The organism is Janthinobacterium sp. Mn2066 (assembly GCF_049319705.1).
Taxonomy (GTDB): Bacteria; Pseudomonadota; Gammaproteobacteria; order Burkholderiales; family Burkholderiaceae_D; genus Janthinobacterium.
The window spans coordinates 1-18,928 of sequence record NZ_JBMOUF010000008.1 but is presented as its reverse complement, the minus strand read 5'-3'; the positions used below and the strand labels follow the sequence as shown (position 1 = coordinate 18,928).

Annotated in this window: 6 protein-coding genes; all 6 read left to right on the top strand. The window is 59.6% G+C overall.

Features of this window, described 5'->3' with window-relative positions; genetic code table 11:
- The first annotated feature begins 357 nt into the window (after positions 1 to 357).
- The 6 genes from ACL9RI_RS16295 (at position 358) to ACL9RI_RS16270 (ending at position 18,647) form a co-directional block, all read left to right on the top strand.
- Positions 358 to 2,010 carry a ShlB/FhaC/HecB family hemolysin secretion/activation protein gene (locus tag ACL9RI_RS16295; protein ID WP_422727568.1) on the top strand — a complete coding sequence of 551 codons (1,653 nt, stop codon included), beginning with the start codon at positions 358 to 360 and terminating at the stop codon, positions 2,008 to 2,010.
- A 32-nt stretch (positions 2,011 to 2,042) separates the two neighbouring features.
- Complete coding sequence (locus ACL9RI_RS16290; protein ID WP_422727567.1) at positions 2,043 to 11,918, top strand: beta strand repeat-containing protein; 9,876 nt, start codon at positions 2,043 to 2,045, stop codon at positions 11,916 to 11,918.
- A 142-nt stretch (positions 11,919 to 12,060) separates the two neighbouring features.
- Positions 12,061 to 12,897, top strand: coding sequence for a sulfotransferase family protein (locus tag ACL9RI_RS16285; protein WP_422727566.1), 837 nt, complete (start codon positions 12,061 to 12,063; stop codon positions 12,895 to 12,897).
- A 302-nt stretch (positions 12,898 to 13,199) separates the two neighbouring features.
- A complete protein-coding gene (locus ACL9RI_RS16280) occupies positions 13,200 to 14,645 on the top strand; it encodes a glycoside hydrolase family 19 protein (protein ID WP_422727565.1) in 1,446 nt (481 codons plus the stop codon).
- A 340-nt stretch (positions 14,646 to 14,985) separates the two neighbouring features.
- Positions 14,986 to 16,221, top strand: coding sequence for a chitinase (locus ACL9RI_RS16275; protein ID WP_422727564.1), 1,236 nt, complete (start codon positions 14,986 to 14,988; stop codon positions 16,219 to 16,221).
- 92 nt (positions 16,222 to 16,313) lie between these two features.
- Complete coding sequence (locus tag ACL9RI_RS16270; protein ID WP_422727563.1) at positions 16,314 to 18,647, top strand: chitinase C-terminal domain-containing protein; 2,334 nt, start codon at positions 16,314 to 16,316, stop codon at positions 18,645 to 18,647.
- Positions 18,648 to 18,928 lie beyond the last annotated feature (281 nt).

Here is an 18,928-nt window from a genome sequence, read left to right as displayed (position 1 = left end):
ATCATAACAGTGTATTTTTTCTCATAATTACGATGACTAGCATTTCGGGAGTGTTTCCCTGATAATTTTGTTGCGTTTTAGATACATGCAAGACAGCATGAAATCGGCAGTTTGACGTATTTTTGAGGCTTTTTTTGTGTTTGAACAGGGATCCCTGAGGCGCTGGCTCAAAGTTCTTCTTATAGCATCACGGCAACGTTTTACAGGACTAGAATGTATCAATATTGCTTCTGAGAATGGCCATTTTTGCGGCCACGTGTAATTTCACATTGTTATTAAAAAATACAATTCTCTCCCGCATACGACAGATACTTTTTGCGCCTGCCTTGCCGCCGCGGGCTGATCGAGAGGAAGAACTTGAACGCCAAACTATTGCCCCTGACCCTGCTGGTCTTGATTCAACATGCTTATGCCGTGGACCCGCCCGGCGCCGGCAGCCAGTTGCAGCAGATACCCGCCACGCCGCAACTAAAGAAAGCGCCTCCCGAAATCCGCGTGCAGCAAGGCAATCTACCGTCCACTGTTGCAGGCGACACCACGCGTATCCGGGTACAACGCTTGCACCTGACCTCGCCGCTGTTTGCGGAAAGCGAACTGATCGCGGCGACAGGGTTCGTGCCCGGCAGCGAACTGAGCCTGACTGACTTGCGCGGCATGGCAACGAAAATTGCCGACTATTACCATACGCGCGGCTATTTCCTGGCACAGGCTTACTTACCCGCGCAAGACATCAAGGATGGCGTGGTCAACATCGCCGTCTTGCCTGGCCAGTATGGCAAGGTCACAGTGCGCAATGCCAGCCGCTTGTCCGATGGCCTGGCCAATACCATCCTGACGGGCCTCGATGGCCAGATCATCGCTACCGTGCCCCTGGAGCGGCGCTTGCTGCTGCTGTCCGACATGCCTGGCGTGCAGGCGTCGTCGACCCTGGCGCCAGGCGAAAGCCTGGGCACGTCCGACCTGATCGTCGACTTGCAGCCCGGCGCGCGCGTCAACGGCAGCGTCGATGCGGATAACCAGGGCAACCGCTACACGGGGCGCAACCGTATCGGCGCCACCGTCAACGTGACGGAACTGGCCGGCATCGGCGACGTGGCCACCGTGCGCGCCTTTACTTCGGCCGATGGCTTGAACTACGTGCGCGGCGCCTACCAGGGCCAGCTCGGCGCGGCGCGCCTGGGCGCCGCCTACACCTATATGGATTACCGCCTGGGCAAGGAATTTGCAGTACTGGAAGCCAAGGGCACGGCCAAGATCGCCAGCCTGTACGGCAGTTACCCCCTGATCCGCTCGCGGAGCAACAATCTGTATCTGCAATTGAGCTACGACAGCAAGAAGTTCCAGGACAAGACCGAATCCACCGGCACGGTGAATGACAAGGATGCACGGATCTGGATGCTCAATCTCAATGGCGATGCGCGCGACAATTTCGCCGGTGGCGGCCTGTCCACCTATTCGCTGACCTATACCAGCGGCAAGATCGATATCCAGACGCCGCTGGCCTTGCTGATCGACCGGCTGACCGTCGATAGCAACGGCAGTTTCAACAAGCTGGGTTTTACCGGCGTGCGCCTGCAAAACCTGGGCGCCGAGACCAGTTTCTACGGTTTGCTGAACGCGCAATGGGCCTCGAAAAACCTCGATGTCTCGGAAAAGATGGGCTTGGGCGGCGTGGGGGGCGTGCGTGCCTATCCCGGTGGCGAAGCGTATGGCGACCAGGGATATGTGCTGAACCTGGAATTGCGCCGCAACCTGCCGGCCTTCGAGAGCGCCGGCCAGCTGCAGCTGGTGGGCTTTGCCGACACGGGCACGGTCAGGCTCAACCGCGACGCCTGGAGCGCCGGTGAAAACCGCCGCACGCTGAGCGGCGCCGGCCTGGGGCTGACATGGACGGGCGCCAATGCGCTGATCGTCAAGGCCTATTACGCGCACAAGCTGGGCAATGCCAAGGCCACCTCGGCGCCGGACGCATCCGGCCGTTTCTGGCTGCAAGCCGTGAAGTACTTCTAAAAAAAGAATATCAAGACCATCGGGATACCATCATGAACCACATTTACCGCTCCATCTGGAACCAGGCTACCGGCGCTTACGCCGCCGTCTCTGAAAACGTCAAATCCGCCGGCAAGCGATCCTTGCCTGGCGCCAGCGGTGGCGGCGCGCATTTCGCGCTGACCAGCATGGCGGCGGCCTTGATGCTGGGCTATGGTTCGCTGGCCCTGGCGGGGCCGACGGGCGGTAACGTGGTGGCGGGGCAGGCTACCATCAACGGTGCGCCAGGCTCGACCGTGATCAACCAGGGCAGCCAGAACGCCGTCATCAACTGGGCCAGTTTTAATATTGGCCAGGGCGAGTCGGTGCAGTTCAACCAGCCCAACAGCAATGCGGTGGCCCTGAACCGGGTGCTGGGCAGCGATGGCACCAGCATCCTGGGCAAGCTGTCGGCCAACGGCAAGGTGTTTATCGTCAACCCGAACGGCATCCTGTTCGGCCAGGGGGCTTCCGTCAACACGGCGGGCCTGGTGGCGTCGACGCTCGATATTTCCAATAGCGACTTTATGTCGGGCAAGTATCAATTTAGCGGCAATGGCACGGGCAAGGTCTTGAACCAGGGCAGCATCAGTGCGCCCGGTGGCTATGTCGCCTTGCTGGGCGCCAATGTGTCGAACGAAGGCACGATCCAGGCGCGCCTGGGGTCGGTAGCTCTGGCAGCGGGCAAGGCCATCACGCTGGACGTGGCGGGCGATGGCTTGCTGAACGTGGCGATTAACGAAGGCGCGGTCGGCGCGCTGGTCAATAATGGCGGCCTGATCAAGGCTGATGGCGGCAGCGTGCTGCTGAGCGCGCAGGCGGCCGGCGACTTGCTGAAAACCGTGGTCAACAACACGGGCATCATCGAGGCGCATACCATCGATACGCGCGGCGGCACCATCAAGTTGCTGGGCGATATGCAAAGCGGCACGGTGAACGCGGCCGGCACGCTGGACGCCAGCGCCCCCACGGGCGGCAATGGCGGCTTTATCGATACCTCGGCCGCGCACGTCAAGCTCGACGATGGCTTGAAGGTGACCACGGCGGCGGCCAAGGGCCTGGCCGGCACCTGGCTGATCGATCCGACTGATTACAATATCGCTGCATCCGGCGGCGACCAGACGGGCGCCTTCTTCAGCAATGCGCTCAAATCGAGCAATGTGCAGATCCAGAGCGTGTCGGGCGGCAGCGGCACGCAGGGCAATATCAACGTCAACGACACGATTTCCTGGTCGGCCAACAAGCTGACCCTGACGGCGCAAAACAATATCAATATCAACACGGCCATGCGCGGCAGCGGCACGGCCAGCCTGGCGCTGGAATACGGCCAGAGTTCGGCCGCCGGCACGGGCAGCACCTACAACGTGAAGGCGGAAGTGGATCTGCCTTCGGGCAATAATTTCAGTACCAAGCAGGGTAGTAGCGGTACGGTGATTACGTACAAGGTGATTAATAGCCTGGGTGCGCAAGGCAGCGTGACGGGCAACGATTTGCAGGGTATAAGTGGTGGCTTGGGTGGCAATTATGTCTTGGGGAGCAATATCGATGCCACTGCCACCGCAGGCTGGGAGAGCGGCGCCGGATTTATGCCCATCGGATCGGCTGGCGGGCAGTTCAGCGGCAAGTTTGATGGTTTGGGTCATGTCGTTAATAATCTGAAAATCAATCGGCCCGAGGGCGATGTCGGCTTGTTTGGCTTGATCGGCGGCGCGGGTTCGGTGAGCAACCTGGGCCTGGTCGGCGCTAACATCACTGGTGCCTCCGGCGCTTATCTGGGCGCAGGTGCACTGGCCGGTACGAATTTCGGCCAGATCAACAATAGTTATTCGAGTGGGAATATCAGCGGTTCCAATGTCGTCGCTACGGGGGGGCTGGTGGGCTGGAACCATGGCAGCATCAGCAATAGCCGCTCGAGCGCCAGCGTGGTGTCTACAAGTTTCTTTGGCTCCGGTGGACTGGTGGGCTATAACGATGTGGACGGCAGTATTAGCAATAGTTCGGCCGCTGGTACGGTGAGCGCTGCTACCACTGCAGGCGGACTGGTTGCCTCGAGTTTTGGCACGGTTTCCCGCAGCTTTGCCACTGGCTCAGTGACTGGCGGGCAACAAGTCGGAGGCTTGATAGGCTATAACCGCTACGATAGTGCCAGCGGCGCCAAAGGCATCGTCGAGTATAGCTACGCCACCGGTGCGGTGACAGGCGGCAGCAAGGTGGGTGGCCTTGTCGGCGAGAATGATGGCGCAGCGATCAGCAATAGTTATTCCACCTCAACGGTCATTGCCACGGCAGGTAGCGGTTTCGCGGGTGATAATGTGGGTGGCTTGGTTGGCCTGAATGAAACGGGTGGGGCAGTGAGCTACAGCTACGCGACCGGTAATGTCACCGGTGTCAGCAATGTGGGTGGCGTGGTCGGCAGGAATGACAATACCTCCGGCAGTGGCGGCGTGCGTAATAAATTGAGTTATGTTTATTCCAGTGGCAAGGTCACTGGCGTCAGCAGCGTGGGCGGCGTGGCTGGCCAGAACGAGGCGCCGAATGGCATCGTCAATGGCATCTACAACAGCACGCTCAATACCGGGCTGGCGATAGGCACCAACACCGGCACTGCCACCATCACCGGTTTGAGCAGCACGCAGATGAAAAGCGCCTCCAATTTCACCGGTTTTAATTTCACCACCAGTGCCGGCGCGACAGGCAACAACTGGGTGATGGTCAATACCGATGGCAGCTTCAACAGCACTACGGGCACGGGCGCCACCTTGCCGATGCTGGCTTCGGAATGGTCGAATACGATTACCTCGGCGCACCAGCTGCAATTGATGGGCATGAGCTTGACTGCCCAATATGTGCTGGCCAACGATATCGCTGCGGCGACCACTGCCAGCAGCACCCTCGACGTATGGAATGGCGGCAGTTTCATTCCCGTCGGGACGAGTGGCGCCACACCGTTCGCCGGCAGGTTCGATGGTGCGGGGCATACCATTTATGGCCTGGTGGTCAACCGTTCCGGCATCGATTACGCCGGCCTGTTTGGCGCCACCGCCAGCAACGCATACATCGCTAATGTGGGGTTGGAGGGGGGCAGTATTACCGGCAAAAATTATACGGGCGCTCTGGTGGGCAGTAACGCCGGCACCGTCAACGGTAGTTTCAGCACGGTCAGCGTGACGGGCGCTTCCCAGGTGGGTGGCCTGGTGGGCTACAGTTCCGGCACTGTCAGCAATAATTATGCCTCCGGCGCCGTGAGCGGCACGGACAGTAGTGGTGGGCTGGTGGGCGCCAACGCTGGCACGCTGACCAACAACTATGCCAACGGCGTCGTCAGCGGTACAAGCAATGCCGGTGGGCTGGCGGGCACCAATAGCGGTGCGTCCAGCGGTAATTTCTGGGATAGCATCGCCAGCGGCAAGGCAAGCAGCGCAACCGGCACAGGCTTGAGCACGGCGCAGCTGAAAACCCTGTCGCTCTTCAGCGCGGCCGGCTGGGACCTGGGCGGCACCTGGATCGTGTATGACGGCAATAGCACGCCCTTGCTGCGCTCATTCATGACGCCGTTGTATGTCAATTTCAATGGGACGGCCAGCAAGACCTACGATGGCACCAGTACCTGGACGGCGCCTACCTACACGTATTCCAACCTGACCGATGGCCGCCTGCAAGGGACGATGAACTTTGGCGCGGCGGGTAGCGCCATCAACGCCGGCACGTATGCCATCACGGCGGGCGGCCTGTATTCGGGCCAGCATGGCTACCTTATCACCAATAATGCCGCCACCCTGACGATCGCACAACTTGGGGTGACACTGAACGGTGCGACGGTGATCAATCGCGCTTATGATGGCACGACCAACGCCAGCTTGAGCGGCGGCAGCTTGACCGGCGTGCTGGCCCAGGATATCGGCAACGTGCAGTTCAATACAGGTGTGTTTGCCAACAAGAATGTGGGTAACGGTATCGTGGTGACTGCCCTGGGTACCGGCAGCGCGGGCGGCAATTATGTGATCACGGCATCCGGTTCACTGACCGGCAATATCACGCCCAAAGCCTTGACCGTGAGTGGCTTGTCCGTCGTCAGCAAACAGTATGACGGCAACACCGGCGCCACTTTCACGGGCGGCAGCTTGAATGGCCTGGTCAGCGGTGAAACACTGAGTCTGGCTAACCTGGCCGGCACGTACGCGGATGCGAACGCCGGTACAGGCAAGGCCGTGGCAGTCAATCCGAACACCTTGAGCAATGGCACTGGCCTGGCCAGTAACTATACGCTGACTGCACCGACCGGCATTGTCGGCGCGATTACGCCCAGGGTATTGACGATTTCTGGCATGACGGCTGCTAATAAAATCTATGACGCCACGACGGATGCCTTCTTGTTCGGTGGTTCCTTGAGCAATCTGGTCAATGGTGAAACGCTGGGTTTCAGCGGCAGCACGGGTGTCTTCAGCGACAAAAATGTCGGCAATGGCAAGTCGGTGACCGTCAGTGGCACCACCTTGCAGAACGGTACTGGTCTCGCTAGTAATTATACGATCAGCAATCCTACAAATGTCACTGCCAACATCAGCAAGGCGACTGTCAGCAGCGTGAGCGGTATTCTGGCTGGCAACAAGGTCTATGACGGCACTGTTGCCGCCAGCCTGAACGCGGCGGGCGCGTCATTTGCCGGCATGGTGGGTGGCGACAACCTGACGGTATCGAGCGCCAGCGGCAGCTTCAGCGACAAGAACGCCGGCAATGGCAAGACGGTCAATATCAGCGGTCTCGCGCTCGGTGGAGCGGATGCGGGTAACTATAACCTGACCAATACCACCGCCAGCAGCACCGCCGATATCAGCAAGGCAAGCATTACCGGCGTGAGCGGTCTGGTGGCCGGCAACAAGGTGTATGACGGCAGCACGGCCGCCAGCCTGAACACGGCAGGAGCGTCGTTTGCCGGCATGGTGGGCGGCGACAACCTGACGCTGTCGAATGCCAGCGCCAGCTTCAGCGACAAGAATGCCGGCAATGGCAAAACCGTCAATGTCAGCGGTATCGTGTTGGGCGGCACGGACGCTGGCAACTACAACCTGGCCAGCAACACTGCAAACACCACCGCCAACATCAGCAAGGCAAGCATTGCCAGCGTCAGCGGTATTGCAGCTGGCAACAAGGTGTATGACGGCAGCGTTACCGCCAACCTGAACACGACAGGGGCGTCGTTTAGCGGTATGGTACTTGGCGACAATCTGACGGTGTCAAATGCAAGCGGCAGCTTCAGCGACAAGAACGCGGGCAGCGGCAAGACGGTCAGTATCAGCGGTATTGCGCTCGGTGGTACGGACGCTGGCAACTACAGCCTGACCACGACTACCGCCAGCAGCATCGCTGATATCAGCAAAGCCACGATTTCAGGGGTGAGCGGCCTTATTGCAGGCAACAAGGTGTATGACGGCACGCTTGGCGCCAGCCTGAACGTGGCAGGGGCGTCGTTTGCCGGCATGGTGGGCGGCGACAACTTGACGGTGTCGAATGCCAGCGGCAGCTTCAGCGACAAGAACGCCGGCAATGGCAAGACCGTCAATATCAGCGGTATCGCATTGGGCGGAACGGACTCGGGCAACTATAACCTGGCCAGTGATATGTCCAGCAGCACGGCCAACATCAGCGCCAAGACCTTGACCCTGACTGGCGTGAACGGCAATAAGGTCTACGATGGCACGCGCGATGTGACTCTCGCCGGCGGCACGCTCAATGGCCTGGTCGGCTCGGAAACCCTGGGCTTGACTGCCCAGGGCAGCTACAACGACAAGAACGTGGGGACGAACAAGCCCATTTCAGTCAACGGTGTGACCTTGAGCAATGGCACCGGCCTGGCCAGCAACTATACGGTGGCCGCGCCTTCTGGCGTGACGGGCACTATCACGAAAGCGTCGATCAGCAATGTCACCGGTTTGACTGCCCTGGACAAGGTATATAACGGCAACCTGAACGTCAGTCTCAGCCCCGCCTCAGCTGTGATCAATGGCAAGATTGCCGGCGATGACGTGCAATTGTTCAGTGCCAGCGGCGCGTTCACGGATAAAAACGTGGGCAGCAACAAGACCGTCAATATCGCGGGGATTACCCTGAGTGGCAGCGACCTGGGCAACTATAATTTCATCAACAACACGGCGACGGCGACAGCCAGTATCACGCCGAAGGCCGTTACCTTGTCGGGCGTCACGGCAGGCAATAAAGTCTACGATGGCACGACAGCGGCGGTGTTGTCGGGTGGTAATCTGATTGGCGTGGTCAGCGGTGAAACCCTGAACTTCAGTGGCGGTATCGGTACCTTCAGCGACAAGAACGTGGGTACGGGCAAGGTCGTCACGATCAATGGCACCGTCTTGCAGGATGGCACTGGCCTGGCCAGCAATTACAGCTTCACCAGTCCCGGTAATCTGACTGCCAACATCAGCAAGGCGACCATCAATAGCGTGACGAGTGTCGGCGTGAATAACAAGACCTACGATGGCTTGACCACGGCCGCGCTGACCGGCGCGGCGACCTTCGATGGCATGATGAAGGGCGACAGCCTGACAGTCGCTGGCAGCGGTGCATTCAGCGACAAGAATGCGGGTACCGGCAAGACGGTGGCGGCCAGCGGCATCACCTTGACCGGCACCGATGCCGGCAACTATATCCTGGCCAACAACGCGTCCAGCGGCATGGCCGATATCGGCAAGGCGACCATCAACAGTGTGACGAGCGTGGGCGTGAACAACAAGACCTACGATGGCTTGACCACGGCCACGCTGACCGGTGCAGGAACTTTCGATGGCATGATGAAGGGCGACAGCCTGACAGTCGCAGGCAGCGGTGCATTCAGCGACAAGAATGCGGGTACCAACAAGGCCGTGGCGGCCAGCGGCATCACCTTGACCGGCACCGATGCGGGCAACTATATCCTGGCCAACAACGCGTCCAGCGGCACGGCCGATATCGGCAAGGCGACCATCAACAGTGTGACGAGCGTGGGCGTGAACAACAAGACTTACGATGGCTTGACCACGGCCACATTGACCGGTGCAGCCACCTTCGATGGCATGGTGAAGGGTGACAGCCTGACAGTCACTGGCAGCGGCGCATTCAGCGACAAGAACGCGGGTAGCGGCAAGGCGGTGACGGTCAGCGGCATCACCTTGACCGGCACCGATGCGGGCAACTATATCCTGAGCAACAACGCGTCCAGCGGCACGGCCGATATCAGCAAGGCTACCATCAACAGTGTGGGGGGTATCCTTGCCGGCAACAAGGTATATGACGGTAGTGCGACCGCCAGCCTGAACACGGGCAGCGCCTCGTTTGCCGGTATCATCGGCAACGATAACCTGACGGTAGCGAGCGCCAGCGGCAGCTTCAGTGACAAGAACGCCGCCAATGGAAAAGCCGTCAACATTAGCGGCATCACACTGGGCGGCGCCGACGCGGGCAATTACAACCTGGCCAATACCTCCGCCGGAACGACTGCCAGCATCACGCCAAAAGCCCTGACGGTGATCGGCCAGGTGGCAGGCAACAAGGTTTATGACGGCAATACCGTGGCGCAATTGATTGGCGGCAGTCTGAGCGGCCTGGTCGGCAGCGAAACCCTGTCCATCGGCGGCCAGGTGGCGGCCTTCAGCGACAAGAACGCGGGCAATGCGAAAACCGTGACGGTCAGCGGCACGACCTTGCTCGATGGCTCGGGTTCGGCCAGCAACTACACGGTGAGCAATCCGACTGGCTTGACGGCCAGCATCACGCCAAAAGTCTTGACGGTGGTGGGCCAGGTGGCAGGCAACAAGGTCTACGATGGCAATGCCGTGGCGCAGCTGATCGGTGGCAGCCTGAGCGGCCTGGTCGGCGATGAGACGCTGGCCATCGGCGGCCAGACGGCCAGCTTCAGCGACAAGAATGCGGGCAACGCGAAAACCGTAACGGTCAGCGGCACGACCTTGCTCGATGGCTCGGGTTCGGCCAGCAATTACTCGGTGAGCAATCCGACTGGCTTGACGGCCAGCATCACGCCGAAAGCCTTGACGGTGGTGGGCCAGGTGGCAGGCAACAAGGTCTATGATGGCAATGCCGTGGCGCAACTGATGGGCGGAAGCTTGATTGGCCTGGTGGGCAGCGAAACCCTGTCCATCGGCGGCCAGGTGGCCAGCTTCAGCGACAAGAATGCGGGCAATGCGAAAACCGTGACGGTCAGCGGCACGACCTTGCTCGATGGCTCGGGTTCGGCCAGCAATTACTCGGTGAGCAATCCGACTGGCTTGACGGCCAGCATCACGCCAAAAGCCCTGACGGTGATCGGCCAGGTGGCAGGCAATAAAGTCTACGATGGCAATACCGTGGCGCAATTGATTGGCGGCAGCCTGAGCGGCCTGGTGGGCAGCGAAACCTTGTCCATCGGCGGCCAGGTGGCCAGCTTCAGCGACAAGAATGCAGGCAATGCGAAAACCGTGTCGGTCAGCGGCACGACCTTGCTCGATGGCTCGGGTTCGGCCAGCAACTACACGGTGAGCAATCCGACTGGCTTGACGGCCAGCATCACGCCAAAAGTATTGACGGTGGTGGGCCAGGTGGCAGGCAATAAAGTCTACGATGGCAATGCCGTAGCGCAATTGATTGGCGGTAGTCTGAGCGGCCTGGTCGGCGATGAGACGCTGGCCATCGGCGGCCAGGTGGCGGCCTTCAGCGACAAGAATGCGGGCAATGCGAAAACCGTAACGGTCAGCGGCACGACCTTGCTCGATGGCTCGGGTTCCGCCAGCAATTACTCGGTGAGCAATCCGACTGGCTTGACGGCCAGCATCACGCCAAAAGCCTTGACGGTGGTGGGCCAGGTGGCAGGCAACAAGGTCTACGACGGCAATACCGTGGCGCAACTGATAGGCGGAAGCTTGATTGGCCTGGTGGGCAGCGAAACCCTGTCCATCGGCGGCCAGACGGCCAGCTTCAGCGACAAGAACGCGGGCAATGCGAAAACCGTGACGGTCAGCGGCACGACCTTGCTCGATGGCTCGGGTTCGGCCAGCAATTACTCGGTGAGCAATCCGACTGGCTTGACGGCCAGCATTACGCCGGCGACGATCAGCGATATTTCCGGCATCGTGGCAGCCAACAAGGTGTATGACGGCAGCACGGCGGCCAGCCTGAACCTGGCGGGCGCCAGCTTCAATGGCATGGTGGCTGGCGATGCCTTGAGCCTGGCTGGCGGGTCTGTTCGTGGCGCCTTCAGCGACAAGAATGCGGCAAACGGCAAGACCGTGACCATCAGCGGCCTGGGCCTCGGCGGCAGCGACGCGGGCAATTATGTGTTGGCAAGCAACCAGGCCACGACGACCGCCAGCATTTCGCAGGCGGCGCTGACGGTGAAAGTCGATAACGCTGAAAAAGACCAGGGTCGTGTCAACCCTCCGTTCAGCGCCAGCTACAGCGGCCTGGTGGCGGGTGACACACTGGCCAATGAGGTGAACGGCAACCTGGTGTTCACTACGCCGGCGACCACGGGTTCCGTGGCCGGTACTTACCTGGTGTCGGCCTCGGGGCAGGCGTCGAATAACTATGCCTTGAACTATGTCGATGGCGTGCTGAAGGTCAATCCGACGGAAGCACTGCAAAGCGCCATCACGAGCGTGATCGCGACCGTCGCCGTGGCCCCGTCGCAAGGCAATATGGTGCAAGCCGACATGATCGTCAGCGGCGATACGGGGCCGGCCGCGCCAGGCGCCAAAGTAGAGATACACGACAGCGTCAACCCGCCTGTGGTGCAACTGGCGGGCAATGTCATCGGCAATGTCCTGCCCGGTTTGCGCCTGAGCGTGGTCGATAGCGGCCTGCGCCTGCCGGTCGAGGTATCCGGTAGTACGCGCCAGGAAAGCCAGTAACAAGGAAGGGCGAATCTGGTAGCACGGCGCGGTTTGCCGAAAATGCCGCCTCATGATTTGAGGCGGCATTTTTATTGATGGTGCACAGTGGCGTTGCTCTTATAATCGAGACACAGGTATCATTCACTTTCAGGCGCATACAATGACATCCAATTTTATCGGTGTGGCCGGTCTCCCCAGGGCCGGCTCGACCTTGCTGTGCCAGCTGCTGGCGCAGCATCCCGACCTGCATTGCGAAGGTAACAGTTCCCCGCTGTGTAATGCGCTGCTGTCCTTGCGGCGCACGATCAGCGACGACAGCTTCTTTTTATCCCAACTCGATACTTCCTTTGACGCCAGTTATGGGCACCTGAAAACAGCCATGCAGGGCTTCCTGCGCGGCTGGTACAAGGACTGTGGCAAGCAGGGCGTGGTCGACAAGAATCGTGCCTGGCTGCATTGCGTGGAAATGCTGCTGCAACTGGCGCCAGAGGCCAAGCTGGTCGTATGCGTGCGCGAACTGGGGCAGGTCTATGGTTCGATCGAAGCCCAGCACCAGCGTACCATCCTGCTCGATTTCGTCGATCATCTGGCCGACTTCGACCGCATGGGACGGGCCGATATGCTGTTTGCCAAGGACCGCACCATCGGTGCCCCCTTGAGCTCGCTGCATGCCTTGCTCGATCTGCCGACCGAGGTGCAAAAGAAACTGTACTTCGTGCGCTTCGAAGACTTGATGGCGCGGCCGGTGGAATGCATGTCGCACCTGTATGCATGGCTGGGTTTGTCGCCCTGGCAGATAGACCCCGACAAGCTTGCCGTCGGCATCCAGGAAAGCGACAGCCATTACCGCATGAAATATACACACCGGCAATATGCGGCGATCACTGCGCCCAAACAGCATGCGATTCCACCGCGCATCCAGGCGCAGATCGAAAGCGCCTACAGCTGGTTTTACGAGATGTATTATCCGCAAACTCCCGCGCCATCGCGTAGCTGAGTCTTGCCGGCATAAATTGGCAGCGGCAGTGCTAATACCACTTGCCATTGCCAGCCCGCGCGGTATTGCATTCTGCCGCCGTAGACGATGATTCTTTTTGCCTTTTTCACTCGTCGCCGCACTGGCCGTGACGTGATTACCTGTTGCAACTGGTCTTATAAAACCACATTTTTATAAAACCACTTGACTACCAATTTTGTGCGCCCCATTCTCTGAACAGAAAGCCAACGCTTTGCTGCGCTTTCTTTACATACAACACAAAAAGCTACTTCGATAGTTTCGTATAACGTTCAGGAGAGAATGTGAAGACACGGCAAATCAATTGGCTGGCAACGCCTTTCATGGCCGGCCTGCTGGGCAGTGCGCTGCTCGCTTGCGGCGGCAATTCCACTACCGAAGCCCCCTCGAGCTTGCTGGCCGAGACGGTCACCAACGAAGTCTGTCCCGTCTGGAGCGCCAGCGCCGTCTATACGGCGGGCCAGTGCGTCGCTTATGACGGCAAGGTCTACCGCGCCAAATGGTGGGTACAAGGTACGGCGCCCAGCAACGACCAGTGGGGGCCGTGGAGCCTGGACACTAGCACGCCGACGCCCACCCCGACGCCGACACCCACGCCGACTCCGACCCCGACCCCGACCCCGACCCCCACGCCGGGCGTGCCCACCAAGGCCCAGGCCGAGGCCACCGAGGCGGCGCTGACCAACAACGATTTCTTCCGCAAGGTGAAGGCGTCCATCCGTACCTTGCCGAACGCGGCTGTCGACGCCGTGCAGCCGGGACTGGCCAGCAATCCGCTCAACGTCAAGCGGGTCGAACGCCTGTTGCCAGCGTCCAAATGGGATTTCTATTTTGCCGTGCGCGACGCCAGCTACACTTATCAGCGCTTCCTGCAGGCAGTGGCCAAGTTCCCCGCCATCTGCGACGACTATACGGATGGCCGCAATGCGGACGCCATCTGCCGCCACAGCCTGGCCACCATGTTTGCCCACTTCGGGCAAGAAACGGGCGACCACAATGCCAGCCTGCCGGTCCCGCAATGGCGCCAGGGCTTGAAATACCTGCGCGAGCTGGGCTGCGACGAGACGGGCCCAGGCTGTGGCTACAACGCCGAATGTGCCGACCCCGTGTTCAACAAGGTGTGGACTTGCGGCACGAATGCCGATGGCAGCTTCAAGAAATACTTTGGCCGGGGCGCCAAGCAATTGTCTTATAACTACAATTACGGGCCATTCTCGCAAGCGATGAACAATGGCGACCAGTCCGTGTTGCTGAAAAATCCGGACCTGGTGGCGTCGACCTGGCTGAACCTGGCCTCGGCGACTTTCTTCTTCGTCTATCCACAGCCACCGAAACCATCGATGCTGCATGTGCTGGACGGCACCTGGGTGCCGAATGCGGCCGATGTGGCGGCTGGCGCGGGCAACAATTTCGCCACCACCATCATGATCATCAACGCCGAGTGCGGGCAGGGCACGGAAAAGCTGGCCGCACAAAACCGCATCGATTACTACAAGCAGTTTGCTGCCGACCTGGGCTGGAATATCAGCGGCGAACAGCTGTCGTGCGCCAACATGCAGCGCTTCACTGCAGCCAGTTCCGCCTCCTACAACATCTATTGGGAAAAGAACTGGAACGCGGGCGGCGAAAACCAGTGCCAGCTGGTCAGCTACCAGACGCCATATAGCGCCTTGATCGGCGGCAACTACGTGAAATGCGTGGAAGCGAACTGGAACGTGAAGCTGCAATAAGCATCGCTGGCAGCTGAAATATGTTCTGCCTGAAAATTTTCCATATGGAAATTAATCGCTGGCAATAGTGCTAATACCACTTGCCTTTCCAGCGCTGCGGCAGCCGCCATGTCCCCGTGAAGCATGGCGCTTTTTTTACCCGGCGCTCATTCGTGGCGACCTGCCGGGACACGTCATCGCGTGTCCGGCCCCGCATGCCATGACTAATAATTAATAAAACCACTTGACTACCAATTTTATGTATCGCATTCTTATCTAGAAAGCCATTGTTTCAATGTGCATTCATTTACGTACAACATTAAAAGTTGCTTTGATACTAGGTATTATTTCAGGAGAGATTGTGAAGATTTGGCATATTAGCCGCTTGGCTACCCCGTTGATGGCTGGCTTGCTGGGGAGCGTATTGCTGGCTTGCGGCGGCAACACCCCAGCAGATAGCGCATCGACCCTGCTGGCAGAAACAACGACGCAAGCTGCCGCAGCCGTTCCTACCAAGGCCCAGGCCGAGGCCACCGAGGCAGCGCTGACCAATAACGATTTCTTCCGCAAGGTCAAGGCGTCGTTACGCACCTTGCCGAACGCCGCCGTCGATGCCGTGCAGCCTGGCCTGGCCAGTAATCCCGCCAACGTCAGGCGGGTCGAGCGCCTGCTGCCTGCCGCCAAATGGGATTTCTATTTTGCCGTGCGCGACGCCAGCTATACCTATCAGCGCTTCCTGCAGGCCGTGGCCAAGTTTCCGGGCCTGTGCGATGACTACACGGATGGCCGTAATGCAGACACCATCTGCCGTCACAGCCTGGCCACCATGTTCGCCCATTTTGGACAAGAAACGGGCGACCATAACGCCAGCCTGCCGGTACCGCAATGGCGCCAGGGCTTGAAGTATCTGCGCGAGCTCGGCTGCACCGAGACGGGACCTGGCTGTGGCTATAACGCCGAGTGTGCCGATCCTGTGTTCAACAAGGTGTGGACGTGCGGCACGAATGCGGATGGCAGTTTCAAGAAATACTTTGGGCGCGGCGCCAAACAGTTGTCCTACAACTATAACTATGGTCCTTTCTCGCAAATGATGAACAATGGCGACCAGTCCGTGCTGCTGAAAAACCCGGACCTGGTAGCGTCCACCTGGCTGAACCTGGCCTCGGCCACCTTCTTCTTTGTCTATCCACAACCACCAAAACCGTCGATGCTGCACGTGATTGACGGCACCTGGGTGCCGAATGCAGCCGACACGGCGGCAGGTGCAGGCAATAACTTTGCCACCACCATCATGATCATCAATGCGGAATGCGGTGCAGGGACGGAAAAACTGGCTGCGCAAAACCGCATCGATTACTACAAGCAATTTGCCGCCGACCTGGGCTTGAATATCAACGGTGAACAACTGTCGTGCGCCAATATGCAGCGCTTCACGGCGGCCAGTTCCGCGTCCTACAACATTTACTGGGAAAAGAACTGGAATGCGGGCGGCGAGAACCAGTGCCAGCTGGTGAGTTATCAGACGCCGTACAGCGCTTTGATTGGTGGCAACTACGTGAAATGCGTGGAAGCGAACTGGAATGTAAAGCTGAAGTAACAGTAACAGTCCAAAGCCGAGCCATGCCGTTGCATAGAGCCTCTTGAGGGGCCGGCAACGGTTTTTTTGACGTTTCATTTTATGGAGACAACATGAAATCGAATGCTTTATTGATGGCCTTGCTCAGCGGCGTACTCGTCGCTTGCGGCGGGAGCCAGGGCGGTACCACGGCCAGCCCGAACACCTTGCTGGCCGTCACCGAGTCATGCGAGGTATGGAATGCGGCCACCGCCTACACGGGCGGCCAGTGCGTGATCTACCAGGGCGTGAGCTACAAGGCCAAGTGGTGGACCCAGGGCAATGTGCCTAGCGCCGCCGATACCTGGGGCCCATGGGCCCTGGCCGATACCACGCCGACGCCCACCCCGACACCAACGCCCACCCCGACACCAACGCCGACACCAACGCCGACACCAACGCCAACGCCAACGCCAACGCCCACCCCGACACCAACGCCATGCCGTCCCGACGGCTTGATCTCGGCCGTGCCGAATGTGCCGTACTGCAAGGTCTATGATGCCAATGGGCGCGAAATCCTCGGCAATGGCTTGAACCGGCGTATCGTCGGCTATTTCGCCAGCTGGCGCACGGGTGTCGATGGCAGTCCCACGTATCTGGTGAATAACCTGCCCTGGGACAAGATTACCCACCTGAACTATGCGTTTGCCTCGGTCGACCCGGCTACCTCGAAGATCGCCATCGGCAGCGGGGCAACTAATCCCGATACGGGCCTGACCTGGCCGACGGTGCCGGCCGCGGCGATGGACCCGGCCTTGCCCTACAAGGGACACTTCAACCTGCTGGCCCAGTATAAAAAGAAATATCCGGGCGTGAAACTGATGATTTCCGTGGGTGGCTGGGCCGGCAGCGGTGGCTTTTATTCGGCCACCACCAATGCCGATGGCAGCGTGAATACGGCGGGCATCAATACCCTGGCCGACTCCATGGTGGCGTTCGTGCGCCAGTACACCTTCTTCGATGGGGTCGATGTCGATTACGAACATCCGACCACCAATAACGAAGCGGGCAATCCGAAAGATTTCCCGGCCTCCAAGCCGCGCCTGGCTGGCTTGATGACCAGCTACAACGTGCTGCTGAAAGTGCTGCGCCAGAAGCTCGACGAAGCGGCGGTGCAGGACAATAAATACTATCTGCTGACGATTGCCGGCTCCGCTTCGGCCTGGGTCTTGCGCGGCGAGGAAAACATGTCGGGACTGCAGTACCTCGATTACGCCAGCCTGATGAGCTATGACTTGCACGGCGCCTGGAACCAGTACGTAGGCCCGAACGCGCCGCTGTTTGACGATGGCAACGATGCAGAGCTGAAAGCTGGCAATGCCTACCAGTACCAGAACATCGGTTACCTGAACACGGACTGGGCTTACCGCTACTACCGCGGCGCGCTGCAGGCGGGGCGCATCAATATCGGCGTGCCGTTCTACACGCGCGGCTGGAAAGATGTGACGGGTGGCACCAACGGGCTGTGGGGCACCACGGCCCTGACCAATTCCACGGTCACGTGCGCGGGCGTGCAAACCTGCGGCATGGGCGCCACCGGCATCGATAACGTCTGGCATGACCTTGATACGCAAGGCAACCCGACGCCGGGCGGCGGCAACCCGATCTGGCATGCGCTGAACTTGCAGAACGGCATCGTCCCTAGCTATCTGGACGCCTACAAGATCACCGACAAGACCATCGTCGGCAGCTATGTGCCGTATTACAGCAGCACCATGGTGGCGCCGTGGCTGTGGAATGCCAGCAAGCGCGTGTTCCTGTCGACGGAAACCACGCAATCGATCGGCGCCAAGGCCCAGTACATCGTCAATAACAATATCGGCGGCGTGATGATCTGGGAACTGGCTGGCGACTATGCCTGGGACGCCACGCGCAATGGCGGCAAGGGCGAGTACTTCATGGGCACCACCCTGACCGACGTGCTGTACCAGGCGTTCCGCACGGCCAGCCCGTACGGCAACAAGCGCGCCGAGATCGCCATGCCGGGCACGGCCGCCAATATCAGCATCACCCTGGGTGGCTGGAAATTGGGCGATAGCAACTTCCCCATCAACCCGGTGATGACGGTGAAAAACAATACGGCGACGACCTTGCCTGGCGGCAGCGTGGTGGAGTTCGATTATCCTGTTTCGGCGCCATCCGACTTGAGCGACCAGTCCGGCTTCGGCTTGACGGTGATCAATGCCGGTTACACGGGGCCGAACAATATCGGCGGTTTCACGAAAAACTACAACCGCGCCCGCTTCACGATCCCCGCCTGGCAATCGCTGGCGCCAGGCGGCTCCGTGGCGCTGACCCTGAACTACCGCCTGCCGATCACCGGACCGGCCAACTACACGGTGACCGTCGGCGGTACGAAATATGCGCTGAAGCAGGAGTACCCGGAGTTGCCGGTCGGCTTGCCGTAACGGCTTGGTGTAAATAGCAAAGGCGGAACCGAGGTTCCGCCTTTTTTATTCGCTAACTTAAACACTGGAGAAAACCGTAGCGAGCGGCAGTGATTTGTGGCTAAGAAGCGCAGCCGTACTTTAGTACGGCGAGCATCGCAGGCCGCAAAGCGCGACGCGCAGTAGGTTTTGTCCGGTGTTTAAAACCAGGTCTCAACCTGGAAACCGTACGACGTGCCGCTGGTATTGTTGTTATACACCGGGCCCGAATTGTTGGCGGCGTTGACCGAGGCGGTCGCCGC